At 70.7% G+C, this 26148-nt stretch carries 16 protein-coding genes; 4 read left to right on the top strand and 12 right to left on the bottom strand.

All coding sequences use genetic code 11. The features are described 5' to 3' along the window. Positions 1–6 precede the first annotated feature (6 nt). From MYMAC_RS21130 to MYMAC_RS21120, 3 genes are read right to left on the bottom strand one after another with little or no spacing between them, the layout of a single operon-like run. Entirely contained in the window at positions 7–747 is a 741-nt protein-coding gene (locus MYMAC_RS21130; protein ID WP_095959389.1) for a CoA-transferase subunit beta, read from the bottom strand. Next, the gene (locus MYMAC_RS21125; RefSeq protein WP_095959388.1) at positions 744–1541 is read right to left on the bottom strand and encodes a CoA transferase subunit A; all 798 of its coding nucleotides are present in this window, start codon (positions 1539–1541) and stop codon (positions 744–746) included. Before MYMAC_RS21125 ends, MYMAC_RS21130 begins: the two co-directional genes overlap by 4 nt. After that, a complete protein-coding gene (locus tag MYMAC_RS21120) occupies positions 1538–2224 on the bottom strand; it encodes a TetR/AcrR family transcriptional regulator (RefSeq protein ID WP_095959387.1) in 687 nt (228 codons plus the stop codon). The genes MYMAC_RS21125 and MYMAC_RS21120 overlap by 4 nt, the downstream gene beginning before the upstream one ends. Before the next feature lie 153 nt (positions 2225–2377). Between MYMAC_RS21120 and MYMAC_RS21115 the strand changes: the two genes are divergently transcribed. The 4 genes from MYMAC_RS21115 to MYMAC_RS21100 all read left to right on the top strand — a co-directional run bounded on the left by MYMAC_RS21115 (position 2378) and on the right by MYMAC_RS21100 (position 6862). Continuing rightward, positions 2378–4486, top strand: a complete 2109-nt coding sequence (locus MYMAC_RS21115) for a two-component system sensor histidine kinase NtrB (protein ID WP_095959386.1) — start codon at positions 2378–2380, stop codon at positions 4484–4486. Beyond that, positions 4476–5834 (top strand): sigma-54-dependent transcriptional regulator, encoded by a 1359-nt coding sequence (locus MYMAC_RS21110; RefSeq protein ID WP_095959385.1) that lies wholly within the window; start codon positions 4476–4478, stop codon positions 5832–5834. Before MYMAC_RS21115 ends, MYMAC_RS21110 begins: the two co-directional genes overlap by 11 nt. Positions 5835–5958: 124 nt before the next feature. Beyond that, complete coding sequence (locus tag MYMAC_RS21105) at positions 5959–6369, top strand: DNA-binding transcriptional response regulator (RefSeq protein WP_013940870.1); 411 nt, start codon at positions 5959–5961, stop codon at positions 6367–6369. Beyond that, positions 6362–6862 (top strand): DUF6232 family protein, encoded by a 501-nt coding sequence (locus MYMAC_RS21100; RefSeq protein WP_095959384.1) that lies wholly within the window; start codon positions 6362–6364, stop codon positions 6860–6862. The genes MYMAC_RS21105 and MYMAC_RS21100 overlap by 8 nt, the downstream gene beginning before the upstream one ends. Positions 6863–6906: 44 nt before the next feature. Here the strand turns inward: MYMAC_RS21100 and MYMAC_RS21095 are convergent, their stop codons facing one another. The 9 genes from MYMAC_RS21095 to MYMAC_RS21055 all read right to left on the bottom strand — a co-directional run bounded on the left by MYMAC_RS21095 (position 6907) and on the right by MYMAC_RS21055 (position 25830). Then, complete coding sequence (locus MYMAC_RS21095; protein WP_239988928.1) at positions 6907–7905, bottom strand: sulfotransferase family protein; 999 nt, start codon at positions 7903–7905, stop codon at positions 6907–6909. After that, positions 7896–8102, bottom strand: coding sequence for a Nif11-like leader peptide family natural product precursor (locus MYMAC_RS21090; protein WP_013940867.1), 207 nt, complete (start codon positions 8100–8102; stop codon positions 7896–7898). Before MYMAC_RS21090 ends, MYMAC_RS21095 begins: the two co-directional genes overlap by 10 nt. Then, positions 8092–8673: an aspartyl/asparaginyl beta-hydroxylase domain-containing protein gene (locus MYMAC_RS21085; protein ID WP_095959382.1), complete on the bottom strand. Its 582-nt coding sequence runs from the start codon at positions 8671–8673 to the stop codon at positions 8092–8094. The genes MYMAC_RS21090 and MYMAC_RS21085 overlap by 11 nt, the downstream gene beginning before the upstream one ends. A 39-nt stretch (positions 8674–8712) precedes the next feature. After that, positions 8713–10497, bottom strand: coding sequence for a GAF domain-containing protein (locus MYMAC_RS21080; protein WP_095959381.1), 1785 nt, complete (start codon positions 10495–10497; stop codon positions 8713–8715). A gap of 63 nt (positions 10498–10560) precedes the next feature. After that, positions 10561–12909, bottom strand: coding sequence for a protein kinase domain-containing protein (locus MYMAC_RS21075; RefSeq protein ID WP_157757529.1), 2349 nt, complete (start codon positions 12907–12909; stop codon positions 10561–10563). A 41-nt stretch (positions 12910–12950) separates the two neighbouring features. Further along, entirely contained in the window at positions 12951–14402 is a 1452-nt protein-coding gene (locus MYMAC_RS21070; RefSeq protein ID WP_095959380.1) for a CHASE2 domain-containing protein, read from the bottom strand. Positions 14403–14473: 71 nt separating this feature from the next. Continuing rightward, the gene (locus MYMAC_RS21065) at positions 14474–15643 is read right to left on the bottom strand and encodes a FecR family protein (RefSeq protein WP_095959379.1); all 1170 of its coding nucleotides are present in this window, start codon (positions 15641–15643) and stop codon (positions 14474–14476) included. Further along, positions 15640–17451, bottom strand: a complete 1812-nt coding sequence (locus MYMAC_RS21060; protein ID WP_239988927.1) for an OmpA family protein — start codon at positions 17449–17451, stop codon at positions 15640–15642. Before MYMAC_RS21060 ends, MYMAC_RS21065 begins: the two co-directional genes overlap by 4 nt. A 123-nt stretch (positions 17452–17574) precedes the next feature. After that, entirely contained in the window at positions 17575–25830 is an 8256-nt protein-coding gene (locus MYMAC_RS21055; RefSeq protein WP_095959377.1) for an Ig-like domain-containing protein, read from the bottom strand. Positions 25831–26148: the final 318 nt, after the last annotated feature.

The following is a 26148-nucleotide window of genomic DNA, read 5'->3' as shown; positions in this document are numbered from 1 at the left end:
GCCCGCTCAGGCCCCGACGAGCGCGTCGCGGTAGCCGTGCGGGTCGATGGCGCGGATGGCCGCTACCGTGCGGACATCCGGCAGAGAGGTGACGGACAGCGTCTCGGAGACCTGGAACGCGAAGCCGGTGCGCTCCGCGATGGCTTCTTCCGAGGCCCAGGGGTGGCGCGCCAGCAGGCGTGCGCCGGACGCGCCCAGCTCGAACACGCCCAGGTCGGAGATGAGCGTCACCGGGCGGCGCGGGTCGCGCGTGGTGGCCACCTGCACCTGGGGCACCAGGTTGCGGCGCGACTGGCGCGGCACCAGGAGCACGGGCTTGCGCACCCACTGACGCAGCGTGGCCGCGCCCGCCACGCCGGGGAACTTCGTGCGCGGCTTGTCCAGGCTGCCGCTGGCCGTCATGTTGGTGCGGCCCTCCGCATCGACCTCGGCGGCGCCGAAGAAGACGGTGTCCACGCGGCCGCGCCGCGCGTGGTCGAACAGGTCCGGGATGGTGATCTCCGCGGACCGGCCGTCCAGGTAGCCCAGGTCCTCGGAGGAGGGCAGCAGGGTGGGAAGCTCCGGATCCAACGAGCCCACGCAGGCCAGGTACGTCAGGTCCGGCGCATGCGTCGCCCGCGCCACGGCGATGGCGAGAATCGCCAGCGGAGACGCCACGCCCGTGGCCACCACGCCGCCGTCGTCAATCTGCCGCGCCAACAGGGAGACCACCGTCTCGGCCGGGGTGATGTCCAGCGCCGCGCTCATGCCGCCCTCCGCGTCAGCACCGTCTCCAGGAACTCCGCCTCGCGGCCCGCCTCCGCCAGCGACAGGTAGCGGGCCAGCATCGCGTCGTCGTGGGGGTAGAGCCCCGCGCAGCCGGTGGGCAGCGCGCCGCCGGGGGCCAGGACGATGCGGTCCACCTGGAAGCCGGGCAGGGTGACGCGAGGCAGCTTCACCACCCGCTCCTCCACCGTGGCGATCACGCGCTTCGCCGCGCCCGCCACCAGCAGGTCCGTGGTGGGGTCTTCCATGTAGAGGTTGCCGCGCTCGTCCGCGGCGCGCGCGTGGATGAGCGCCACGTCCGGATAGAAGGCGGGCTCCACCGCCACGCGCTGGCCGGTGAAGGGGTCCTCCACCGTGGGCGGCGGCTCCGGCTGCGCCAGCCCGGACACGTCCGCGTCCGGCGCGGGGATGAAGGGCAGGCCCATGGACGCGGCGCGCAGCCGCTGGACGACGCGGTAGCCGTCATGCTCCCGCCAGGCGAGCGTGCCCTGCTCCATGGCCCGCTTGAGGCAGGGCATGGGGCGCACGCGGCCCTGGAGGCTCAGCGCGCCGAAGGCAATCTCCAGCCTGCCCAGGCAGCCCCCGGCGACGAGGAGCTCCGCGGGCAACGGGTTGGGGAGGGAGATGAGGCCCAGGTCGCGCTTGCCCTGGGCGATGAGCTCCCTCACCAGCGCCATGGGCGCGCGGCCCAGCATGAAGCCGCCGGTGGCCAGCGACGCGCCATCCGGAATGGAGGCCACCGCCTCCTCCAGCGAGCACCAGCGCGCCGTCTTCACGCGTCCTCCGAATCGGTGCCGGTGGCGGGCGCGCGAGGCACCATGCGCAGCGGGGAGGCGCCCGCCTGTCCGGAGGCGTCACCGGCGGCGGCGAAGGGCGGGAACAGCATGTCCACCATGCCGTCAGCGATCTGCTCGTCGGTGAGGCGCCCGTCCGGCTTGAACCACTTGTAGATCCACAGCACCATCCCCAGGAACGAGAAGGCGCCCACCGTCGGGTCCACGGGGCGGATGAGGCCCTGCTGCGAGGCCTGCGCGAAGGCCTCCTCCAGGAAGTCCACGTACTTCTTCTTCCGGGCGTCGATGAAGGCGCGCGTCTCGCCGGTGAGCGTGGCGTGCTCGTGCAGGATGATGATGACCTCCTTGCTCCACCCCCGCGTCACCAGCAGGATGTTGTGGCGCATGCACGCGCGAAGCCGCTCCACCGGGTTCGCGATGTCCTGCACCCGCGAGAGGACCTGCTCCTCGAACAGGTCCATCCCGTAGTTCATGATGGCGAAGAGGAGCTGCTCCTTGTTCTGGATGTGGTGGTAGAGGCCCGCCTTCGTCATGCGGCACGCGGCGGCGATCTCCTGCATCGACGTGCCCTCGTACCCCCGGTCGCAGATGAGCCGCGCAGCCGTCTCCAGGATGGCTCGGTAGCGCTCGCCCTCGTCCGGCTTCCGTCCTCCGGTGTTCGTCATGTCTGCTCCTCCTTCGGGACCTACCGACCGGTAGGTAGCAGTGCTCGACGCGGAGTGTCAATCGCCAAAGTGGGCTCCTGGCCCGGCAAGCCTCCTGCTTTCCCTGCTATTTCAAGGGGTTGGGGCGTGCGTGGGGGTTAGACTCCGCTGGCCATGCGGTACGCGCTCGTCCCCATCCTGCTGCTCTGTGTCGCCCTCACCACGGTGGGGGTGGGGGTCTTCACCCTGTTGGAGCGCAACCGGGAGGCCCAGACGCGGCAGTTCGCGGTGGAGCGCCAGGCCCAGCTCGACGAGGCCACGCGCGGGGTGGCGGAGACGCTGGAGGACGTGGCGGAGGACCTGCGCTTCGCCGGCGAGCTGATGTCCCAGCCCGGCACCCTGGCGGAGCACCGGCGTGAGATGCGCGCGCTGCTGGAGGCGGTGGGCCAGTACAAGGTCATCATCGCCTACGACGCCCATGGCAAGGAGTGGCTGCGCATGCTGGACCGGCGCATGGGCAAGCAGGTGGCGCGGGCCCCGGTGCTGGCGCAGATGGCGGACGCGGGCCGGCGCGCGCTGCTGCGTCCGCCGGGGGACGTCACCATGTCCCCGCCGGTGGCGGACGAGCGCTCGGATTCGCTGCGCGTGATGGCCACCGCGCTGCCGGTGGACGCCGGCGGCCGGCCCGCGGGCGCGGTGGCGGTGCTGGTGGACACGGCGTCCTTCTTCACGCCGCTGCGCATCGTCACGTCGGACCCGGACGCGCGGCTGCTGCTGCTGGGCGCGCATGGCCTGCCGACGTCCGCCACGGACCCCGCGCTGGCGGACTGGTTCCGGCGGCTGGAGGTGGAGGGCTCGCTGGTGCCGGGCTTCCAGGCGCTGACGGCGCGCATGCGCGAGGGCGAGCGTGGCTCCTTGCCCCTGCGCGCGGACGAGGCGGAGCGGTTGGGTCTGGGGCGCTCGGAGGCCATCGCCGTCTTCACGCCCATCCGCGTGCGGGGCGGCAGTCACTGGTCCGCGGCCACGCTGGTCTCCACGGCGACGCTTCGCGCGCACCAGCAGGCGCTCATCTGGCGGCTGCTGGCCGCGGCGCTGCTGGTGGCGCTCTTCCTGGTGACCTTCGCGGTGTACGTGGTGCTGGCGCAGCGCCGCGCGGGGGCGCTGCGGGAGAGCCGCCAGCACGCGGATCAGCTCGCGCACCTGCACGACAAGACGCAGAAGATCCTCGACCACATCCCCTCCGGAGTCGTCGCGCTCACGGTGGACGGGCGCATCAGCGCGGTGAACCAGGTGCTCCGCGCGCGCATGCCCCCGGATGCCATTGGCGCGCCGCTGGAGTCGGCGTTTCCCCAGGCGCCCGGCCCGGTGGTGTCGCGGATTCGCGCCCTGGTGTCGGCCGCCGCCAGCGAGTCACGCGCCCACAGCATCCTGGGTGAAACGCTGGTGCTCTTCGGCGACGAGGGCCGGTTCAACCTCCACGCGGTGCCGCTGGAGGCGCGGCACCCGGAGGTGCACACGCTGCTGGTGGTGGAGGACTTGAGCAACGTGCGCGCGCTGGAGACACAGTTGCTCCGCGCGGAGAAGCTGGCCACGGTGGGCGTGCTCGCCGCTGGCATCGCGCATGAGATTGGCACCCCCCTGGGCGTGGTGCGCGGGCGCGCGGAGTACGTGCTGGGCAAGCTGGGGAAGGAGCACCCCCAGGGCCCCGGCGTCGCCGTCATCATCGAGCAGATCGACCGGGTGAGCCGCACGCTGCGGCAGCTCCTGGACTTCTCGCGCCTCCAGCCCACGGCGGTGCGGCCGGTGCCGTTGAACGTCATCTTCCGCGATGTCCAGGAGCTGCTGCGCATGGAGGTGGCGCGGCGAGGGGTCCGCTTCGAGGTGACGGTGCCGGAGTCGCTGCCGCCGCTGGCGGCGGACCCGGACCAGCTCGAGCAGGTCCTGGTGAACCTGGCGATCAACGCCTGCCATGCGTGTGGCGAGGGCGGGCAGGTGACGTTGAGCGCGGCGCTCCCGGAGTCGGAGCCGTGGGGCCTGGTGGCGCTCACCGTCCGCGACGACGGCTGTGGCATTCCCCGGGAGCATCTCAATCAAGTCTTCGACCCCTTCTTCACCACCAAGAAGCGGGGACAGGGCACGGGGCTGGGCCTGACGATGGTGGCCCACGTCGTGCGCAACCATGGTGGCCGGCTGGAGCTGGAGAGCGAGGAGGGCCGGGGCACGTGCGTCACCGTGTCCTGGCCCGTCGCGAAGCCCAGCGCGGAGGAGCGGAATGTCGGTTGAGGGACGCATCCTGGTCGTCGACGACCACGTGGAGATGGGCCTCATGCTGCGGGAGCCCCTCACGGACGTGGGCTACGCCGTGGACCTGGCCACGGGCGGGGAAGAGGCCATCCGGATGGCGCGCGCGCAGGCGTACGACGCGGTGTTGTGTGACTTGCGCATGGAAGGCGTGGACGGGCTGGACGTGCTGGAGGCCGTGCGGGCGCTCGACGCGGACGTCCCCGTGCTGATGATGACGGCCTTCGGCGGCGTGGAGAGCGCCGTGGAGGCGATGAAGCGCGGCGCGTACCACTACTTCACCAAGCCCTTCCGGCTGGACGAGGTGCTGCTCTTCCTGGAGCGGGCGTTGAAGGAGCGCCGGCTCCAGGCGGAGAACCGGGTGCTGCGGCGGGCCGCCACCGAGCGCAGCGGCCTGGGCGCGCTGGTGGGCCGCAGCGCGGTGATGCGCCACCTCTATGAGCTCATCGACCGCGTCGCCCATGCCCAGGCGGCGGTGCTGCTGCGGGGGCCCAGCGGCACGGGCAAGGAGCTGGTGGCGCGCGCGCTGCACTTCCAGGGGCCTCGCGCGTCCGGGCCCTTCGTGGCCGTCAACTGCACCGCGCTGCCGCATGACCTGCTGGAGAGCGAGCTGTTCGGCCACCTCAAGGGGGCCTTCACCGGCGCCACCCACGCCCGGCGTGGCCTCTTCGTGGAGGCGGACGGCGGCACGCTGTTCCTCGACGAGATTGGCGACATGCCGGTGGAGCTGCAGGCGCGCTTGCTGCGCGTCCTGGAAGACGGCGAAGTGCGCGCGGTGGGCGCCGATGGCAGCCGCACCGTGGACGTGCGCGTCATCGCCGCCACCCACCAGGACCTGGATGCCCGGGTGCGCGAGGGCCGCTTCCGCGCGGACCTCTTCTACCGGCTGAACGTCGTCACGCTCCAACTGCCTCCGCTGTCCGAGCGGCGCGAGGACATCCCCTTGCTGGTGGAGCACTTCACGGCCCGCGCCCGCGCCCGCAACCCGCGCGCCCGGATGCAGTCGCTGTCACCGGAAGCCGTGGCCGCGCTGGCGACCTTGCCGTGGCCGGGGAACGTGCGCGAGCTGGAGAACCTGATTGAGCGGCTGGCGGTGATGGTGACGAGCGAGGTGGTGGGGCTGGAGGAGCTGCGCCCACACCTGCCGCCCGAGGCGCCGGAAGTGCAGCCGCTGGTGATGGCGCAGCGCGCCTTGTGGCCGCTGCGGCGGTTGGAGGCGGAGTACATCGCGTGGATGGTGACACGCTGCGGCGGGAACAAGACGCGCGCGGCGGAGGTGCTCGGCATTGACGTATCCACCATCCACCGCCGCGAGCGCGAGCGCGGGTAGGGCGCCGGGAGCACCGTGGTAATCCGCCATGGCCGCATGGCGTGATGCAACGGTGCGTCCGGGGGGCGCGTGGACGCTCAGGGCGGAGCCCATGGGCATGGGCATTGCTTGATGTTCCAACGTGATGTCTTCGTCCATTGCCCGTGCCCTCCTGCTGGGAGGGGATGCGTCGCTCGGCTCGCTCCTCATGGACGTGCTGGCCGAGCTGGGCATCGCGCTGGAGCTGAGCGCGTCCACGGGGGGGCGGCCGGACCTGGTGCTCGTCCACGTCGAGCGGGGTGAGGGGCTCCAGCGTCAGCTTCAGCGCGCCCGGGAGCTCGCCCCCCACGGGCCCGTCATCGTGCTGGTGCCTTTCGCCGATGAGCGGCTGGTGGGACTCGCCCTGCGGCTGGGCGCCCGCGACTGCTTCGCGCTGGGCCGGCCGCTGGGGGAGCTGCGCCGGGTGTTGCTGGCCCACGTCCCAGGTCATCCGAGTTCCGTGTTCATCTCTTCCGGCGGGGCCGTGCCGCCGACCTCCGAGACACCTCATGATTGAGCCCCTCGCCGTGTCCGCGGTGCCCGCCACTCCCGCGTTTCCGGACCGCCCCGTCCTGACGCCGCCGGCTCCTCCGTCCGAGGTGCCGCTCTTCCAGGACGCCGGCCTGCGCGTCACCACGGAGCGCGTCGTCGCCCGGGGCAGGACGCTGCTGCTCGCGGACGTCCAGCGGGTGGAGTCGGTGCGCCGCTCGCCGCGGATGGTCCCCGTGCTCGCCACGCTGGGGGTGTGCATGAGCGTGGGGCTGCCGGCCCTGTCCGCCCTGTCTGTCTCCAGCGGCACGTCGAAGGGCGTCTACGAGGCCGCGCTGATTGCGCTCGTCATGGTCATCTTCGGCTGCATCGCGCGGCTGGTGCTCGCCGAGGACTCGTACCGGCTGGTGCTGCACACCCGCGCCGGGGCGTGGCGGGTGCGCGCGAGCAAGGACCCGAAGTCCATCGGCCTGCTGGCCGGACTCATCCAGGACGCCGTCGCGGCTCGGCGGCGGTACTGAGCGCGGCGGGTCCTCGTCGGCGGTTCGGGCGCGGGTGACGTGCGCTAGGCGGGGTTGTTCGCCCGCAGGCGTTCGGCTTCCAGCGCGTCGTGGACGGGGCGGCCCCATTGCTCCGCCAGGGCCCGGCCGAGCGACGTGACGCGGCGGGCTTTCTCCTCCGTGTCGTCCTCGAAGGGCAGCACGGGGTTCTTCGCGTTCCGCTCCAGGACGTCACGCAGTCGCGGCTTGTCCTCGGCCGTCAGCTCCAGGCCGAACAGCTCCGTGAGCACCCGCAGGCCCTCGGATTGGAGCTGCCGGTAGTCCAGCAGCCGCGCGGGGCCTGACCGCTCGAGATACCCTCGCAGGCCCGCCTCGCAGATGGACGCGAGGACGCGCGCCCCATACTCATCCAGGGGCATGCCTTCCACCTGCCCAGGCTCCAGGCCGAGGTGGGCGGGGTTCAGCAGGCCTGGCAGCATGTGCGCGCCTCGGTGGTTCTGGTGTGACGCCATGACCTCCACCGGGTCCCGGTAGAGGAACATCCACGGCACCCCAGGGAAGGCTTGTTGGAGCAACGGAAGCTCCAGCACGTGCCACGCGTCCAGCTTGAGGAACACCGCGCGCTCCTCCGGGTGACGCTGCTGTCCCAGGGCGCCCACCACCGCGCGCAGCCATTCAATCCGTTGCGCGTCCGTGACGCCCGGCAGGTGCTGGTGCGCGCGCAGCACCGTGTCCACGGGGCCGGCCTCGGACAGCATGATGTGCCGGGGCAGGGCGGCCAGGAGCTGGGCGACCAGCGTGGAGCCGCACCGGGACATGTGGAAGACGAGCCCTCGCACCGGCAGCCCGGGCTTCCGCGCCTGCCGAGCCACCAGCGCGTCCATGGAGGTCTGGTGCCGGAAGAGCAGGGCGAACGGGTGGCGGAGGCGCCGCTCCAGCGTCTCGTCGAAGAACGGGTCCGTGAAGCGCTGAGCCCCCAGGTGGCACCAGTCCACGCGGAGCTGCCCGCCGTCCACGTGGATTCGCGCGGGCAGCCAGCCCTCCAACTGTTGCGTCATATCCATCGCTCCCGCCAGGCCCGGCGGGCGGCGCGCATGGCTTCGTGGAGGTCCTCGGCCGTGAAGTCGCAGCCGTGCGCCGCGCCCAGCTCAATCGCGCGAGCCACGAAGGCCGCCGTGTCCGGCGTGTCCCGCAGCGCGTCCTGAAGCGTGACGTCCTCCAGGACGCGGAGACGGAAGCGCTCGAAGGACTCAGCGCCCATTCACGGCCCCCGCGAAGACGTCCCGCAGCCAGTCATTCACGTCACAGTCCAGCACCAGGTGGACACGGTCGGTGTCGCTCGGGTTGTCCACCCGGTGGGGCTGGTTGAAGTCCAGGTACCAGCACTCGCCCGGCTGGAGCACGACGCGCGCTCCGCCGAGAAAGAAGGCCACGTCGGGGTGCGTGGTGACGGGCACGTGGAGGCGCACCTCGCCGTCCGCGTAGCCCAGGTTGTAGTCACGGTGTTCTCGGATGCGCGCGCCGGACGCGAGCTTCATCAGGCGCGCGGCGCCAATGGGACACTGGAACGTGGCCATGACGTCCCGGAACGCCGGACAGCGCGCCAGCAGCGGTGTGTCCGCGTAACGCTCCCTGCCTGTCGGGTCCGGATAGATGCGGCCCTCCAGCCCGCCAATGGAACGCAAGGGGACGGCGCTCCACTCTCCCTCGTATTCGCGCTTGTTGAAGTGGGGGACCCACGCCTCGGCGGGCAGGGCCGCGAGCTCGCGCTGGAGCGGAGCGACGTCGAAGCGGAAGGGCAGGCGGAGGCGGTCGGGCACGGGCGTCGACATGCGGTGCTCCTCTTCGCGGTGGATGCGCTCGTATCGGACTTACTCCATCCGGTGTGAGCGCTGCTCCGTTTGGGCGCGGGCGAGCGCCGCCTGGGCGCGGGCCAGGGTGCCCTGCGGGTCTTCCTCGCCCTCGACGGTGACGGTGGCGGACACGACCTCGGGCGCGCCCGGGGTGTCGTGCAGCTTGCGGCGCATGGACTCCGCCTGCTCCGCGTCCACGCCGGGGAGGCCCAGCAGGAAGGCGCCGCCTTCCCAGCGCACCGCGAAGCCCCTGGGGACCGCCAGCGCCTCCGCGACGCGCGCGCCGACTCGCAGCGCGGCGTCACCCGCGTCGAAGCCTCGCGTCGCGTTGATGCGGCCCAGCCCCACCAGGTCCGCGAGCAACACGCTGAACGGCACACCGTCCCGGCGGCACCGGCCAATCTCGCGCAGCACCCGCTCCTCGCCCGCGCGCCGCGAATCCAGCCCCGTCAGGCCGTCCACCCGGTGCTGCCGCTCACGCTCCTCGCGGGCCGGACGGGTGTTCCCCAAGTCGGAGAGCGTCAGCATCTGCGCCACGCCGCCAGGAACGGGGAAGGGCCGCGCAACCCAGCGGAGCCGCCGCGCCTGGGGGCGCTCCAGGACGAGCGACATCCGAAGGCCCCGGGAGGACTCGGAGGCCAGGTCGAGCTGCCGCAACGTGCCCGCCGGGTCCGCGGTGAGCCCCGCGACGTGCTGGCAGAAGGCGTCGAACGTCATGGCGGGGAAGGCGTCCGCGGGCAGCCCCAGCAGGTCCGTGAGCGCGGCGTTGCTCGCGAAGGGCTTGCGCCCCGGTGCCACCAGCAGGGCGGCGACGTCCAGCGCCTGCACGGCCTCGCGCAGGAGCGCCAGGGCCGACGCCTCGGTGAGCGCGGGCTCGACCTGGGCCTTCACCGTGGCCTGTTTCGCCCGGGCCCGCTGCTCCAGGTCCTCCGCGACGCGGCTCGCGAGCTCTCGCAGCGCGGCCAGGTCCTCGGCGCCCAGGACGAGCGGGCGCGTGTCGATGACGCACAGCGAGCCCAGCACCTCGCCCGTGGACGTCAGCAGCGGCGCGCCCGCGTAGCTGCCCACGATGCCGTCGCGCACCAGCGGGTTGTCGCGGAAGAAGGGATGCCGCCGGGCGTCCGGCACGACGAGCGGTTCGCGCCCCTGCACCACGTGATGACAGAACGCCCAGTCGCGCGGCGTGCCCCGGTCCTTCGCCAGGGAGGATGGCAGGCCGACGTGGGCCTTGAACCACTGGCGCTCGCCCAGCACCAACGTCAGCAGGGCCACGGGCACGCCGAAGGCCTGGGCCACCTCCGTGACGAGCTGCTGGAGCTCGGCTTCGGGCGGCCCGTCGTCGACCAGGCGCATGGCGGCGATGCTCGCCACCCGCTGCCGCTCCTGCTCCGTGGTGGCCTCCGGGGCCGCGGGCTGCGGCGCCAACTGTCCGGAGAGGACGCGCCGCAGCATGTCTCGCATCAGCTCCGACGAGGCCCGGCGGCTGAGCAACGCGTGGATGCCCAGGGGCTCCTTGAGCTGCCAGGCCCGGACCCGCAGCTCGTCGAAGGCCGTCACCACCACCACCTGCGTGCCGGCGGCGTCCTCCTGCTCCCGCAGCCAGGTCAGCAGCGCGAAGCCGTCCAGCCGGGGCAGCGCCAGGTCCGTGACGAGCAGCAAGGGCGCGCCGCGCTGGCGCACCACCTCCGTGGCCTCCACGCCATCCTTGGTGACGACGCCTTCGAGCCCTTCCTCCGTGACGAGGGACAGGAGGCCAGCGGCGCGTTGTGGGTCGGGCTCGGCGATGAGGGCGTAGCGGCGCATGGAGGAGGAGCGGATGCTGCCACGGCTACCGTTGGGCTCAAGGCTCAGTGGCGTGATTCGAGTTCAGAAAGTGAGCGCTTTTGCTGCTGCCCAAATGGCGGCGGATAGTTGATTGAAATTTTTTCGAATGAGATTGATGTCCGCAGAGGCCCTGAGCGTTACGCTCATTTGATCTTTGTTTCTGTTCGAAGTGGTCCATCCAGCCTTGAAAAAGATGGATTCAGCCTTTGTGAGGGCGTCGCCGAGCCACTTGCTTAAACGCTTCCGATCTTCTTGTCCGCTGCTGATCCAGGAGATAGTGACTTCAACTCGCCGCAAGCTTTCGTTGCCAGTGATTGTTGTTTCGGCGCCTCCAGGGATAAGTATTGATGCGGAAAGTGTGTCTGGGTTCCACTTGTAGGTCATGCTGCTCTTGTTTTGTGCAGCAATTTCTTCCGCGAGGAGTTCTGCGGAGTGGACCGATGTTGGGTCTTGAGCGGCCTCCCTAAGGCGGATTAGTTCTCCTTCGATTTGGGGTAAGTCCCATCGCTGCGATTGTGCGTCTTTGGTTGAGGATTCGATGAGACGTGCGACCCTGTGTGGGAGGGACTTCCATTGGCTTTCGGGGATTTTGTTGCACGCTGCCTGTATTCTTGCTGACCAGTTCTTGTGGTTGTTTTCGGCGAAGACAGGGTCTTCTCCGCCGCAAATGAAGAATATTGTCATTCCGATGCCAAAGGAGTCAACTGCTGCGCTGCGAGTTGATTCGCCCTTTCCTCGTCGAACTTGCTCTGGTGCGAGGTAGCCGTTGGCTGATGCGGGTTTGGCTATTGATACGTCTAGGGCATTGCGGTGCCATGACAGGTCGAAGTCAAGGACGACAACTTCCCATGAGTCTGGCAGGGTGTGGAAGCCCTTGAGCATGATATTGGTAGGGCGCAAGTCGCGGTGCAAGACACGCTCGGGAAGTGCGTGGGCCGTTACTATAATGCGCGCGATATCGGATGCGATCCTGAGAACAAGGTCCCAGTTGTCGACTCTCCCAGACTTGACTGCTTCTGCCAAGTCCGGCCCTTCGACATAGTCCATGACGGCCATGGTTGGAACTTCGGAGGCCTGTCGATAGGGCACCATTCCAGCCACATTGTGATCCGAAAGTATGCGCATTGATTGGACGCCACGCCGAAATCCATTCAGCATGTCCGGTGTTTTCCTGATCTCTTCATGGAGGACCTTGATTGCGACTTCCTCTCCTGACGGAGTGATGGCTTTGAATACTTTTCCAAAGGCCCCTTTCCCAATCTGTTCCTTTAGTTCGTAGCCGATGAGTTTGTTTTTCGGTGGCGTTGTCGAAATGTACCAGGCGCGATAGACGGCCTCGTCGTATTTTGCGAGCAGTTGTTCGACGTCATCGTAGGTTTTGGTGGGCTCGACTAATAGCGCCGAAATATGGGCGTTGAGACGAACACGGATTTCGTCTGCTGGTAGGTTTGCTAGTGCGCTTGGTTCTGGCAGAGCGCTGAGCTCAGGAGTTGCAATTGCGACAGGGGGGGCGGTGTTTTCTTGCGGTGAAAACTTCAGTATGTCCTGGAAGAACTGGCTGACCTCTTCGTGCGTCCCGCTCTTGTTTTCATAGCGAATGAGGCGGATCCCAATTTTTTCTGCTATGCGATCTGTTGAGCTATCTGTACGATGAGTTAGCCAATAGTGAGAACCAAAGTCTACTCCGACTTGAGATAGAGAACGCAAGTGTTCGGCGATGGCTGTGTCGTCAGCGCTCATTCCGAGAAATATGATTGTTTTCGATGAGAGGCAGCTCGAGATGAAGTGTCTATAGCCCTCGTTTCTTAGAAGATGTCTAATCTCGTCCTGCGTGAAGACCCAACTGGATTCGTCGATGATTGTTCCATGGAGATTTGCTACAAAGGGCTCGGGGGACTTGAGTAGGTGTGTGTGGCTGGCTGACTGGTTCCCCGAAAATTGATTGAGCGTTCTTCCTGGGTGTTCCATGCCATATGCGCGCGATGCAAAACCGTCCAGGTTTAGGTTGAGTATTCCGGCGGGGCGCAGTTTCCAGATGAGTTTGTATGCCTCTGGTATGGCGGCCTTTTCTGCTACCATTAGCTTTTGTCTGATCGTGTCTCTATATGTTGTCTTTCCGAGGATTCTCTTCAGGATTTGAAAGGCGACCCAGAGGTTCTTGTGTTCGGCGGCCTGTTTGGTCTCGCTAATGTGTTTTTGGCGTTGTTGTGCCTCCTTATCGCTAGGGGTTTTTTCGTGAGCCGCCGCCACAAGAGCATCTCTGAGGCCAAGCCAAGTAGGAATCTTGGCGGGGGCGCTTAGGCCCGAGCCCGTCCAGGCGATTACGGAGCGGCTGCGTTCGGCCGCAATGTTTCGGAAGTTTACGTGTGATGTTTGATTTGTGTTGAACATTGTGGTTTTGATGGTTGTTGTTTTTTGATTGGAGGTGCCCGCTAGGTGGTTTTGTCGGGCGTTGATGGTTGTTTGGATGTGCGTTGAGTTGAGTCTGGAATGGAGGCTTGGGGGTAGCGGATGAAGAGCCGGCGGAGCGCGCCTCGCTGCCGGCCCATCTCCTGGGCGCGGGACGCGGCGTCCACCAGCGATATCAGTGTCAGGCCCAGCCACGCGGGGACCAGCGGGATGACCCAACCCGGGTCCGACGCCAGCCACGCCACCAGCGCCGTGTGGAGGACGGCCAGTCCCAATCCCCACTGGAGGACCGCGCTGGAGGTGCGCGCGCGGCGGCAACGCCAGGTGAAGGCCAGGAGCACCGCCGCCGTCTCCAGGACGCCCACCAGCGCCACGACGCCCGAGGAGCGCATCAGCCGGCCCGAGCGCAGGTTGTCCAGGGCGAAGGCGTGAATCTCCACGCCGGGCACGGCCACCTGCCCGGGCAGCGTGCTCTGTCCGTGCAGCCCCGTGGCGGTGACGCCCACGAACACCGTCTTGCCGCGCAGCGCCAGGTCCAGGCCCACCGAGCGCGGGTCCGCGTGCAGCAGGTCCGCCAGGCTCAGCCGAGGCAGCCAGTTGGGCCTGGGGAGGCGCATCAGCGGCGCGCCCTGGTCCAGGGCCGCCAGCGCGCGCAGCGGTTCGGCGCGCTCGGGCATCAGGTGCAGCGCGGTGGCCAGCGCCAGCGAGGGCCAGGCCTGTCCGCTCACGCCCACGGCGTAGGGATAGCGCCGGATGACGCCGTCCCCATCCACCAGCATGTTGAGGGTGCCGCTGCCCCGGGCCGCCATGCGCAGCGGGGCGATGCTCCCCGCCACCTCGCGGGCCTGGAGCCGCAGCGCCTGGGCGGGCAGGGGCAGGGGCGTGCCCAACGCGCCATCCGCCAGGGGCGGCATCACCGGGACGTCCTCCGTGAGGGCCGCGGCCCCGAGCACGACGCCGTGGCCTTCTGAAATCGCCTCGGCCAGCCGTGCGTCGCCGTCTCGCGCGCGGAGCCGGGTCTCCAGGTTCGCCGCCAGCTCCGCGCCGGCGGGCTGCTCCATCAAGCCCGAGCGTCGCAGCGCTTCCAGGAGGTCCTCGCCCAGCTCCAGCGCGTCACGCGGCCCGGGCTGGTCGAAGACGACGTCCACCGCGACGGCGGCGGGACGTTGGGCGGCGAGCGCCTGGAAGGCGCGGGCCCAGGTGGCGCGTGACAGGGGCCAGCGCTCGCCCAGGGTCGCCAGGGCGCGGTCATCCACCTCCACCAGCACCAGGTCCGCGCTGGGCGGCACGGGAGGCAGCAGCCGGCTCACGGCCAGGTCGTAGAGCGAGCGCTCCAGGAAGCCCGGGGCGCCCCCCGCCACCGCCGTCACCACCGCCAGCGCGATGCCCACGCACGCGCCCAGCATCCGCAACGTGGCGGGCGAGGGCAAACGGAGCGCGTCGCGCGGTGTGGGTTCGGCGGGACGGGAGTCCATGGGCGGGGCCCGCGGGGGGGCAGGGCCCGGCCATCATGCGTGCCCGGATGGGCGCACGCAATGCGACAGCCTCAGGGCTGGACGTCGAAGGCGTAGATCTTCGAAGGGAACCCCACGAAGCCATCACCGTCCACGGCCATCACCCGCCAGAACCACTTGCCCTGACGAGGCCCGGGGACCGCCAGCTCCGTGCTGGCGGTGTCGAAGGTCTGGACGTCCGCGGCGAAGTCCGCCGTGCGGGCCAGCTCCACGCGGTACGTCGCGGCGCCTTCCAAGGTCCGCCATGCCAGCTTCGGCGCCGTCGGGAACGTCCCCCCGCGGGGCCCCACCAGCGTGGGGGCGGTCAGCAGCGGGCGCGGCGACTCGGGAGGTGAGCCCGGCTTCGCGCGCGAGCCCTGGCCTCCAGCCACCTCGACCTCCGCCTGCTCCGCGCTCAGCGCGACCTTGCCTTCCAGCGTCTCCAGCCGGCTGGTGCCGTCGTCCTGGGCCGACACGCGGAACCGGGTGCCGCGCACACCGGCCACCGCGCCGCGCGTGCGGACCTCGAAGATGGAGTCCTCGCCACCGGGCGCCGCGTCCGTCTCCACGGTGCCCCGCAGCAGGTCCAACCGCACCTTGCGCTGGAGGTTCGCCATCAGCTCGATGGCGCCGACCTTGACGAGGCTGTTCTCCACCACGCGCACCGTGCTGCCATCCGCCAGCGCCAGCTCGGCCTGGGCGGCCTCGCCGGTGCGCAGCAGCTCGCCCGGGTAGAGGGAGTCACCCACCGTCCGCGGCCGGAGCTGCGTCTCCGATGCGCCGGCCTCCACCGCGCCGCTGGCCGCCCGCAGCCGGGCCACCGAGGGCTGGGTGGGCCGCTCGACGTAGGCGAGCTGGAGCTGCGCGGGCTCGCCCTCCACGGAAGGCGGCGCCACGGCCGACACGCGCGTGCGGGGCACGCCGGCCGTCACCAGCGCGTCCGCGGCCCGCTTCGCCACCGCCAGGCCCCGGCCATCCAGCCGGTCCGCGTCCGGGAGCTTCGCCGCCACCGTCACCGAGCGGATGGCGGGACGCGCCAGGATGGCCTCGGCCACGTGCGCGAGGCAGGCGTCCGTCTCCGCGCCCTGGGGCGCCAGCGGCTGGCCGAACACCACCCGGCCGCTCTCGAAGCGCAGCCCGCCACACGGCGCCTGCGCCCGCGAGGCCATGGCGGGCGCGCCCGCCAGCACCACCGCCATCATCCAAGGGGCTGTCCGCCTCAACGCGTGCCTCCTCCCGCCGAGGGCTCGGCGACCTTCACGATGTTGAACTCGACGCGGCGGTTGTTCTCGCGCCCCTTGGCCGTCTTGTTGGTGTCCACCGGCTTCGCCTCACCATACCCCACCGCCTCCAGCCGCTCCGCCGCGATGCCGGCCTTCACCAGGAAGGCCACCACATTCTTCGCCCGCCGCTGGGACAGGTCCAGGTTCTTCGCATCCGCGCCCCGGTCATCCGTGTGGCCTTCCACGCGCACCCGCTCGATTCGCGGGTTGGCCTTGAGCGTGGACGCCACCTGCCGCAGCAGGCTGTGGGAGCGGGCCAGAATCACGTCGCGGCCCGTGGCGAAGTACACCTTGTCCAGGATGACGATGCGCGCGCCTTCCACGCGCACCCGCGCCTTGCCCTTGTCCGGGCAGCCGTCGTCGTCCTTCACGCCGTTGATGGTCTCCGCCTCCAGCGGGCACTGGTCCTCGGCGTCCGGGATGCCGTCCTGGTCGTTGTCCGGGTCGGGGCAGCCGTCCTCGTCCTCGAAGCCGTCCGTGTCCTCGGCCGCGTTCGGGCAGAGGTCCTCCGAGTCGACGAGCCCGTCGCCGTCGGTGTCCACCGGCGGGGGCGGCAGCGTCAGGGGCGCGGGGGGCGCCGCGGGCTGGCGCTCCTCCGCGGACGGCTGGTGGGCGTTCGGATCATCCGGGCAGCCGTCCTCGTCCTGGAAGCCGTTGACGGTCTCCGGCTCGGTGGGGCACACGTCGGTGACGTCGGGGATGCCGTCGCCGTCGTCGTCCGGATCCAGGCAGTGGTCGTCGTCCTGGAAGCCGTCGAAGTCCTCGGGTCCCAGGTCGCAAACGGGGGCGGCCGCGGCGGGGGCGCTCCTGGATTCGAAGGGCGTCCAGGCCACGCCTCCCAGCACGCGGAAGGACGGGGTGCCGTAGCCCCGCGTCAGGCCGGGACCCGCGCCCACGTGCGCGGCCAGCCCTTCGGTGAAGCGGTACTTCAGCGCGGCCAGCACCTCCATGGGCCGCTCCTCGCTGCTCGTCTCCTTCAGGCCCAGCGCGCCCGCCAGGGTGGCCTGCGCGGTGAGCTTCCGCGAGAGGGGCACCTCGGCGCCCACCGCGTAGGCGAACTCGTTGCCCACGCGCAGGTTGCGGAGCTGCTCCTCGCGGCGCACGTTGAAGCCCACGTTGGCCAGCAGGCGCAGCGAGGTGGTGGCCCACTCCGCCACGAAGCGGGGCTGGAAGGTCAGCGTGTCCGAGCCCAGGAACTTCTCGCCACCCCCGGTGGGCACCGTGAACGGCGCCGTCACCGCCAGGTGGATGCCGCTGTCGGTGGAGAGCAGGCGGACCTTGGGCACCAGCCGCAGGTCACCCACGCCGGTGGTCTCCACGCCGCTCGCCAGGTCCGGGGCCACGGCGGCGGCCGGCTCGGACGTCGTGTGGGAGATGGGCAGGGCGAAGCCGAGCTCCACCCGGTCGAACAGGGAGATGGCGCCCATCAGGTCCAGCGTGAGCTGGCTGTCCACGATGCGATACAGGAACCGGTCCGCTCGCGGGTCCACGAGGTTGAGCGGGTCGTCCGCGTAGTTGAGCGACGCGCCCAGGTTCCAGGACAGGTGCGGCGCGATGCGCGCGCCATGCATACCGAGCACGTCATGGGCGCCCGGCGCTGGCTTGTACTGCTGCACGTCGATGGCCTGCGACGCCGCGGGCTGCGCGCTGGCGGTGGCCGAGGCCACCAGCAACAAGGGGGCGGCGAGCCGTGTCACGCGGCGGAGGAGGCTGCGCGGTGCGGACGGGGTGAAGTCGGGAAGGTGCATGGCAGGTCGAGGCTGGGAGGGGCCCCGTCGAGGAGCCGCGAAGGTTGTCACCGGCGGATGACCGACTCAAGAAGCGATGAGCAGGGACATCCGCCGGTGTCGTGACAGTGCCGGGGCGATGAATCAGGCGGCCGGGGCGGAGCGGCGCAGGCGGCGCAGCATGGGCAGGGCGAGGAGCCACAGCGCCAGCGGAGCGAGGGTGCCCGCGCCGCTCGTGCTGCAGCCGTGGCCGGAGACGGTGAAGTCGTCGTTGCTGTCCAGCGGGTCGGTGCCGCCGGTGACTTCCTCGCCATCGCTGGCGCCGCCGTCGTCCGTGTCGGCGTCGTTCGGGTCCGTCTCGCCGGAGCCGAGCGCGCCGTCGTGGTTGGCGTCCTCCACGCCGTCGTTCAGTCCGTCGCCGTCCGTGTCCGGATTGAGCGGGAGGGTGGGGTTGGCGCCCTTCACCTCCACCCCATCCGTCAGGCCGTCGTCATCCGTGTCCGGGTTGTTGGGGTCGGTCTCCGTGTCGTCGACGCGGCCGTCGTGGTTGGTGTCCTCCTCACCGTCCGACAGGCCGTCATCGTCCGAGTCCGGGCGCTTCGGGTCGGTGGTGGTGCTCGGGTCCGCGTCCGGGCGGAAGTGGGGCGAGGTGCGGTCCGTGTCCGCCGGAGCGCTCTCCAGCGTCACGCCCAGCTCCGTGCCGTCCAGGATGCCGTCGTTGTCGCTGTCCGGGTCCAGCGCGTCGATGAGGCCGTCATCATCCGTGTCGTCGATGCCGTCGATGCCGTCCGGCACACCGTCGGAGTCACTGTCCGCGTTGCGCGGGTCGAGGCCCAGCTCGAGCTCCGTCGCGTCGTCGATGCCGTCCAGGTCGGAGTCGACGTCGTCCGCGGCCAGCAGCGGATCCGTCTCGTCCGGGTCCACCCGGCCGTTGTGGTTGGCGTCCTCAATGCCGTCACGCACGCTGCCGCCGTCCGTGTCCGGGTTGAGCGGGTCCGTCACCGTCGTCGGGTCCGCGTCCGCCACGAAGAGCGTCAGGTCCGTGCCGGTGCCCTGGGGCTCGGTGAGGCCGCGCTCCAGGCCGTCCGACAGCAGGTCGCCGTCGGTGTCCCGGTTGTTCGGGTCCGTCTCACCCGCGTCGACGACGCCGTCGTGGTTGGCGTCCTCGTTGCCGTCCAGGAGGCCGTCGTCGTCCGAGTCGTCGTCGAGCGGATCCGTCCCCGCGACGTGCACCTCGATGCCGTCCGGCAGGCCGTCGCCGTCCGTGTCGGGGTCGTTCGGGTCCGTGCCCAGCGCAATCTCTTCTGCGTCCGTGAGGCCGTCGTTGTCCGCGTCGGCGGTGACCACCCAGGTGTAGGTGGCCGGCGTGTCATCCACGTTGCCCGCCGCGTCGCTGGCGCGCACGTGGAGCGTGTGCGTGCCCAGCGCCAGGTCGCTGAAGGTGACCGGGTCCGTGCACGCCACGTAGGCCGCGCCGTCCAGGCTGCACGCGTAGGTGACGTCCGGCTCGGAGGCGTCGAAGTCGAAGGTGGCCGCGGCAGGGGCCTCCGTCAGCGGGGGGCCGCTGGCGATGAAGGTGTCCGGCGCCGTGGTGTCCACCGTCCAGGTGTGGCTGGCGGGCGTCGGGTCCACGTTGCCGTCCGCATCCACCGCGCGCACCTGCAGCACATGCTCGCCGTCGGACAGGCCGGACAGCTCGGCCGGGTTCTCGCAATCGGAGAAGGGCGCACCGTCCAGGCTGCACTCGTACGTCACCGGCGACTCATCCGAGGCGAACGCGAAGGTGGCCGTGGCGGACGCGCTCAGCATCGGAGGCGTCTGGGTGAAGGACGTCTCGGGCGGCTCCGCGTCCACGGTGAAGGTGTGGCTCACCGGGTCGCTGGTGTTCCCCGCCGCGTCCGTCGCGGTGACGGAGACGGTGTGCGTCCCCTCCGCGAGCGGCGTGTTGACGGGGAGCGTCCACTGGCCCGAGCCGTCCGTTTCGACGGTGCCCACGGTGTCGCCGTTGACGACGACCACCACCGTGCTGTTCGGCTCCGCGGTTCCGGCGTACGTCACCGCCGCGGTGTCGAGCACCTCGCCGTTGGCGGGGAAGCTGATGGCCACCGCGGGCGCCGCCGTGTCCACCTCCCAGTCGTGCGTGGCCGGCGTCGCGTCCACGTTGCCCGCGGCGTCCACCGCGCGCACCGCCAGCGTGTGGCTGCCGTCCGCCAGCGGGCCGAACTGCGCCTGCGCCGGGCACGCCGTGAAGGCGGCGCCGTCCAGGCTGCACTCGTACGTCACCGGGGACTCGTTGGAAGAGAAGACGAAGGACGCGGTGGCCACGTTCGTCAGGGCCTGCGGGCCGCTGTCGATGGCCGTCTCCGGCGCCGTGGTGTCCACCGTGAAGGTGACGCTCGCCGGGCCGCTGACGTTGCCCGCCGTGTCCGTCGCCGTCACGACGGCGGTGTACGTGTCATCACCCAGCGTCACCGGCGGGGAGAAGGTCCAGTTGCCGGAGCCGTCCACCGGGACGGGGCCGTAGGTCGTCCCATCCACCGTGACGTTGACGGTGGCCGCGCCCGGCGCGGAGCCGGTGAGCGTCACCACGCCGCTGTCCAGCACCGCGCCCGAGGCTGGCGACGCGATGACCGGCGCGGACGGAGGCGTCAGGTCCACCGTCCAGGTGTAGGTCGCGGGCGAGCTGTCCACGTTGCCCGCGGCGTCCACCGCGCGCACCAGGAGGCTGTGCTCACCCTCCACGAAGCCCTCGAAGGTGACCGGGTGGGGGCAGGCCATGTACGTCGCGCCGTCCACGCTGCACTCGAAGGTGGCGCCGGGCTCGTTGGCCGCGAACTCGAAGGTCGCGGACGTCGCGTTCGTCGGGGAGGCAGGCCCGGACACGACCAGCGTGTCCGGCTCCACCGTGTCCACGGTCCACGCGTGCTCGGCGGGCGTGGGGTCCACGTTGCCCGCGGCGTCCACGGCGCGCACCAGGAAGAGGTGCTCGCCATCCGCCAGGCCGGAGTACGTCACCGGCGAAGCGCAGGGCGCGAAGGACGCGCCGTCCAGGCTGCACTCGTAGCCCACGGCGCCGCCTTCGGCGCGCAGCTCGAAGGTGGCGGACGGCTGGCGCGTGATGGCGTTCGGACCGGCGTCGATGAACGTCTCCGGTCCCGTCAGGTCGATGATGAAGGCGTGCGTCACGGGCTGGGAGCTGTTGCCCGCTGCGTCCACGCTGGTGGCGGTGACGGTGAGGGGGCCCTCGGCCTGCGCGTCCGGCAGGGTGAAGGTCCAGTCGCCGTCCTCGTCCACCACGATGGGGCCGTAGGTGGTGCCGCCCACCTCCAGGTAGACGTGGGTGCCCGCGTCACCGGTGCCGGTGAGGGTCGGCGTCGCGGTGCCCACCTCGGCGCCGCTCGGCGGCGAGAGGATGGCCGGCGTCGCGGGCGCCGTCAGGTCCACCGTCCACGCGTAGGTCGCGGGCGTCGGGTCCACGGTGCCCAGGGCATTCACCGCGCGGACGGCCAGGGTGTGGCTGCCCTCCGCCAGGCCGCTGAAGCCCGCCGGGCTGGCGCAGGCCGCGAAGGCCGCGCCGTCCAGGCTGCACTCGAAGCCGACGCCGCCGTTCTCCGTCCGGAGCACGAAGCTGGCCGTCGTCTCGCGGGTGAAGGTGGCGGGGCCGGAGTCGATGAAGGTCTCCGGCGTGGACAGGTCGATGGAGAAGCCGCTCGACGTCTCCTCGCTGGTGTTGCCCGCCGCGTCCGTCGCGGTGGCCTCCACCGTGTGCGGGCCCTCGCCGAGCGCGTCCGGGCTGGGCAGGCTCCAGTTGCCGTCGCCATCCGCCGTCACCGTCCCGATGACCTCCCCGTCCACCGTCACCGTCACCTGCGCGTAGGGCTCGGTGATGCCCTCGAAGACGGGCGTCGCGGTGGCGATGGTGGAGCCGTCTCCGGGTGTGGTGATCTCCGGCGCGTCCGGAACCACCGTGTCCACGGTGAAGGTGGTGGGGGCGCTCGGGTCGCTCACGTTCCCCGCGGTGTCCGTGGCCGTCGCCGTGACGGTGTGCTCGCCCTGGCCCAACGGCACGGACGGGGTGAAGGTCCAGTCGCCGTTCGCATCGACGGGGGCCGAGCCCAGCACGTCGCCGTCCACCGTCACCGTCACGAGGCTCCCCGGCTGCGCCGTGCCGGAGATGGCGGGCTGCTGCGTGGGCACCGACACACCGTTGGCGGGCGCGTCGATTCCAGGCGCGTCCGGCGCGGTGGTGTCCACCGTCCACGCGTGGGTCGCGGGCGTCGGGTCCGCATTGCCCGCGGCGTCCACCGCGCGCACGGCCAGCGTGTGGTCGCCCTCCGACAGGCCCGAGAAGGTCCGCGGGTTCGAGCAGTCGCTGAAGGCCGCGCCATCCAGCGCGCACTCGTAGGTGACGGGGGCCGAATCGCTGGCGAAGCCGAACGTGGCGCTGGTGGCGTTGGTGATGGCGGCCGGGGCGCTGGTGATGGAGGTGCCGGGCGGCGTGGTGTCCACCGTCCAGGTCCGCGTGGCCGGCGTCGGGTCCACGTTGCCGGCGGCATCCACCGCGCGCACCGTCAGGGTGTGGCTGCCATCCGGCAGGTCGTCGAACGCCGCCGGGCTGGCGCAAGGCGCGTACGTCGCGCCGTTCAGTGCGCACTCATACGTCACCCCGGCCTCCGAGGCGCTGAAGGTGAAGCTGGCGCTGTCGCTGTTCGTCAAGCCGGACGGGCCGCTGACGATGGTCGTCTCCGGCGCGAGGGTGTCGACGGTCCACGTGTAGGTCGCGGGCGTCGCGTCCACGTTGCCCACGGCGTCGCGGGCGCGCACGGCCAGGGTGTGCTCGCCGTCCTGGAGGCCGGTGAACGTCGCCAAGTCGTCGCACGCCGCAAAGGGCGCGCTGTCGAGCGAGCACTCGTACGTCACCGGGCTCTCATTGGCGCTGAAGTCGAAGGCGGCCGTCGCCGAGCCGGACACGAGCGCCGGGGTGCTGGCGAACGAGGTGTCCGGCGCGGTGGTGTCCACGGTCCAGGTCCGGCTGGCGGGGGTCGGGTCCACGTTGCCCGCGGCATCCACCGCGCGCACCGCGAAGGTGTGCTCACCGTCGGCGAGCCCTGTCACCGGCGCCGGGCTGGCGCAGGGGGCGAAGGGCGCGCCGTCGAGCGAACATTCGAAGGTGGCGGGCGTCTCGTCAGCGGTGAAGCTGAACGTGGCGCTGGCGTCCGCCGTCGTCCCGGTGGGCCCTCCGGACAGCGTGGTGTCCGGCGCGGCCGTGTCGATGGTCCACGCGTAGACGGCAGGCGTGGGGTCCGCGTTGCCAGCGGCATCCACGGCGCGGACCTGGAGCGAGTGGTCACCCTGCGCCAGCGCCGGGAAGGTCACCGGGTCGGTGCAGGCCGTGAACAGCGCCGCGCCGTCCAGCCGGCACTCATACGTCACGTCGCTCTCGTTGGCGCTGAAGTCGAAGGTGGCGTCCGCCGCGTTGGACAGCAGGGGCGGCGTGCTGGCGAAGGACGTCTCCGGCGCCACCGTGTCCACGGTCCACGCGCGGGTGGCCGGCGTCGGGTCCACGTTGCCGGCGGCGTCCACCGCGCGCACCGCGAAGGTGTGGCTGCCCTCGGACAGGCCGGTGAAGGCCGCGGGCGAGGTGCAAGCGGTGAAGTCCCCTCCGTCCAGCGAGCACTCGTAGGTGACGGGGCTCTCATTGGCGTTGAAGCTGAACGCCGCGTCGGCGGAGTTCGTCATCCCCGAGGGGCCGCTGAGGATGCTGGTGTCGGGCGCCGTGGTGTCCACCATCCACGAGCGCGTGGCGGGCGTGCCATCCACGTTGCCCGCGGCGTCCACCGCGCGCACGGCGAAGGTGTGGCCGCCGTCAGGCAGGTTGCTGAAGGAAGCCGGCGAGGTGCAGGTGGCGAAGGCCGCGCCGTCCAGGCTGCACTCGTAGGTGGCGGGGCTCTCGCTGGCGTTGAAGGCGAACGCCGCGTCCGCGGAGTCCGTCGTCCCCGAAGGGCCGCTGACGATGCTGGTGTCGGGCGCCGTGGTGTCCACCGTCCAGGTCCGGCTGGCGGGGCTCGGGTCCACGTTGCCCGCGGCATCCACCGCGCGCACCTGCAGGGTGTGGCTGCCCTGCGCCAGGCCGGTGAAGGTCCGCGGATCCGAGCAGGCGGTGAAGGGCGCGCCGTCCAGGGCGCACTCGTACATCACGCCGCTTTCAGTGGAGCCGAAGTCGAACGTGGCGCTGGCGGCGTTCGTCAGGCCGGACGGGCCGCTGAGGATGGAGGTGTCCGGCGCCACCGTGTCCACGGTCCAAGTGCGGGTGGCGGGCGTCGGGTCCACGTTGCCGCCCGTGTCCCGGGCGCGCACCTGCAGGGTGTGGTTGCCCTGGGACAGGTTGATGTACGCGGACGGGGAGGCGCACGCGGTGAAGGCGGCGCCGTCCAGGCTGCACTCATAGGTGACGGGGCTCTCGTTGGAGGCGAAGGTGAACGACGCGCTGGTGTCGGCCACCGCTCCGGTGGGGCCGGTGACGATGCTCGTCTCTGGCGCGAGCGTATCGACCGTGAAGGTCACCTGCGTGGCCGGGCCGACGTTGCCGGCCGGGTCGGTGGCCGTCACGGCGGCCGTGTGGGGGCCCTCGGGCAGCGTCGCGCTGGTGCAGGACCAGGCGCCGGTGGTCGGATGGGCCGTGGCGGAGCAGACCTCGACGCCGTTGATGACCACGCTCACGGTGCTGCCGGGCTCGGCGGTGCCGGTGAAGACGGGCGCGTCCGTCGCCACGGTGCTGCCGGGCGCGGGCGCCGTCACCTCGGGCGCGTCGGGCACGGACACGACGATGGTCGTCGGACCGGTGGTGCTGGGGGAGGGGGAGCTGGTCGCGGAGCTGGCGGGCGCGCCGCGCTCACCCTCCGCGGTGATGGTGGCCTGGTTGGCGACGACGCCGGAGGCCTCCGGGGCCACCACGGCGCGGAAGCGGATGCTGGTGCTCTCCTGAAGCTGGAGGCTGCCGCCCAGCGTGGCCGTCGCGTCGGTGCCCAGGCGGACGGTGATGACGCCCGTGGGGCTGACCTCGCCCACGTCGTCACCCGCGATGTCCGTCAACGGCCCCACGTTGGGGCCAGAGACAATCTCCAGCGTACCCGGCACGTAGCTGAGCTGGGCCGGGAGCGGGTCGGAGAGGACGGTCTCGATGCTGACGTCATCCCCGGTGTTGGTGGTGATGATGGTGTAGTCGATGAGGTCGCCGCCGCGCAGCGAGCCGTCCGCGCGGGGATTCACGGGCGTCGCCGTCTTGTACGTGTTGGTGAAGTCCGGGCGCAGCGTGGCGATGGACGTCGCGAAGGCGCCCAGGAGGTAGGCGTCGCCGGAGGACGTCGCGGTCAGCGTCATGGACGTGGCGCCGCCGGAGACGCGGTTGGTGATGTCCACCACGTCCAGGTCCATGCCGGACATGCTCGCCTGCGCACCCGTCAAGCGGGGCCGGTCATCCGCGTGCGTGGACGGGCTGCCAAGCACCGAGCGCGTGCCGTTGAAGAAGTTGTTCGAGGGGTTGGTACCGTCGGAGACGGCCACGCCGTTGACGCGGAACTGGTCTCCGGAGCGCGAGGCTTCGCCTTCGAAGGCCAGCACGCCCAGCTTGGCGTCGAAGCCCGACGTCGGGACGTTGAAGCCGGACAGCGTCACCGTCTGGGAACTGCCACTGCCGACGTAGTCCAGGCCGTCGAACAGCGTCAGGTTGCGGATGGGCGAATCCGGGTGCCGGTAGAAGACGACCAGCGCCCAGGCGCTGAACGGGTCCGTGCTGTTGAGGTGGGTGATGGGCGCGGCGTCCACGTCACTCACCTCGAAGACGCCCGTGCCGTGCGCGGCGACCAGCGCGGTGACGTCCGCGGACGCCTCATAGGTGAACCGGCCGTTGGGGGCGTAGTGGTGCGTGACGTCGGCCGTCAGCATCTGGGAGAAGACGCCCGGCCGGCTGAACTCCGCGGTGGTGTCCGGCGTCCGGTTGTTCGTCGACGTGGACAGGTGCGCCGCCCAGTACAGGCGCGCGTACGTCACGAGGGCGCCCGCCGGCACCTGCAGCGAGGCCCGGCTGCGGGCCTGGGTCGCCGTCACGGACGTGTTCGCGTAGGCCACGTCCGACGCGATGGTCCAGTACACGTCCACGGAGTCGTCCGACGTGTTCGACCCGCAGTTCCCCACGGTGCCCACCAGGGGCCCGGGGATGTTGTTGGCGCAGTCCTGGGCCAGCGTGTTGCCAATCATCAGGAGGTCGCCGCGCTGGTTCGCGGTGTGGCGCAGGACGGGGGCCGCCGCCGCCTGCGTCGCCGTCACGGTTATCAGGAGGGCCAGCGCCCAGGGCAGACGCGCTGTCTCACCGCTGGCGCGGCGTGAGGAATGAGATGACATGGATTGACCAGGGGGGACGCGGAGGGAGGGCGAGCCAGGGAGGTCCACACCGGCCTGGCGGTGCGTGGCAGAAGCCCAGGATTCGCCGAGGGGGTGGGAATCCGAGGGAATCGTCTGTCGCCGGGAGGAAGGCGCGTGGGGAGTGGGCGCTCGCTCAATCACTCCGGGGTGCAAGAGCAACCCAGGTGCCAACGTGAAACAGGCTGTCTACATTCGGATTGTCTGCGTTTGAAGCCAGCCTGGAACGCAACAGCGTGGTGGTTGTCCGAACGCTGGATCCGGTTTCTGGAATCCGGATACATACGGCTCACTGACGGA

Source organism: Corallococcus macrosporus DSM 14697 (genome assembly GCF_002305895.1).
In the GTDB taxonomy this organism is placed as follows: domain Bacteria; phylum Myxococcota; class Myxococcia; order Myxococcales; family Myxococcaceae; genus Myxococcus; species Myxococcus macrosporus.
This window is presented reverse-complemented; position numbering and strand designations above follow the sequence as displayed.

Bases quoted from the DNA above. Each gene is read 5' to 3' on its own strand.
- MYMAC_RS21130 (WP_095959389.1), bottom strand. From the start codon at position 747: ATGAGCGCGGCGCTGGACATCACCCCGGCCGAGACGGTGGTCTCCCTG.
- MYMAC_RS21120 (WP_095959387.1), bottom strand. From the start codon at position 2,224: ATGACGAACACCGGAGGACGGAAGCCGGACGAGGGCGAGCGCTACCGA.
- MYMAC_RS21115 (WP_095959386.1), top strand. From the start codon at position 2,378: ATGCGGTACGCGCTCGTCCCCATCCTGCTGCTCTGTGTCGCCCTCACC.
- MYMAC_RS21110 (WP_095959385.1), top strand. From the start codon at position 4,476: ATGTCGGTTGAGGGACGCATCCTGGTCGTCGACGACCACGTGGAGATG.
- MYMAC_RS21105 (WP_013940870.1), top strand. From the start codon at position 5,959: ATGTCTTCGTCCATTGCCCGTGCCCTCCTGCTGGGAGGGGATGCGTCG.
- MYMAC_RS21100 (WP_095959384.1), top strand. From the start codon at position 6,362: ATGATTGAGCCCCTCGCCGTGTCCGCGGTGCCCGCCACTCCCGCGTTT.
- MYMAC_RS21095 (WP_239988928.1), bottom strand. From the start codon at position 7,905: ATGGATATGACGCAACAGTTGGAGGGCTGGCTGCCCGCGCGAATCCAC.
- MYMAC_RS21090 (WP_013940867.1), bottom strand. From the start codon at position 8,102: ATGGGCGCTGAGTCCTTCGAGCGCTTCCGTCTCCGCGTCCTGGAGGAC.
- MYMAC_RS21085 (WP_095959382.1), bottom strand. From the start codon at position 8,673: ATGTCGACGCCCGTGCCCGACCGCCTCCGCCTGCCCTTCCGCTTCGAC.
- MYMAC_RS21080 (WP_095959381.1), bottom strand. From the start codon at position 10,497: ATGCGCCGCTACGCCCTCATCGCCGAGCCCGACCCACAACGCGCCGCT.
- MYMAC_RS21075 (WP_157757529.1), bottom strand. From the start codon at position 12,909: ATGTTCAACACAAATCAAACATCACACGTAAACTTCCGAAACATTGCG.
- MYMAC_RS21070 (WP_095959380.1), bottom strand. From the start codon at position 14,402: ATGGACTCCCGTCCCGCCGAACCCACACCGCGCGACGCGCTCCGTTTG.
- MYMAC_RS21060 (WP_239988927.1), bottom strand. From the start codon at position 17,451: ATGCACCTTCCCGACTTCACCCCGTCCGCACCGCGCAGCCTCCTCCGC.
- MYMAC_RS21055 (WP_095959377.1), bottom strand. From the start codon at position 25,830: ATGTCATCTCATTCCTCACGCCGCGCCAGCGGTGAGACAGCGCGTCTG.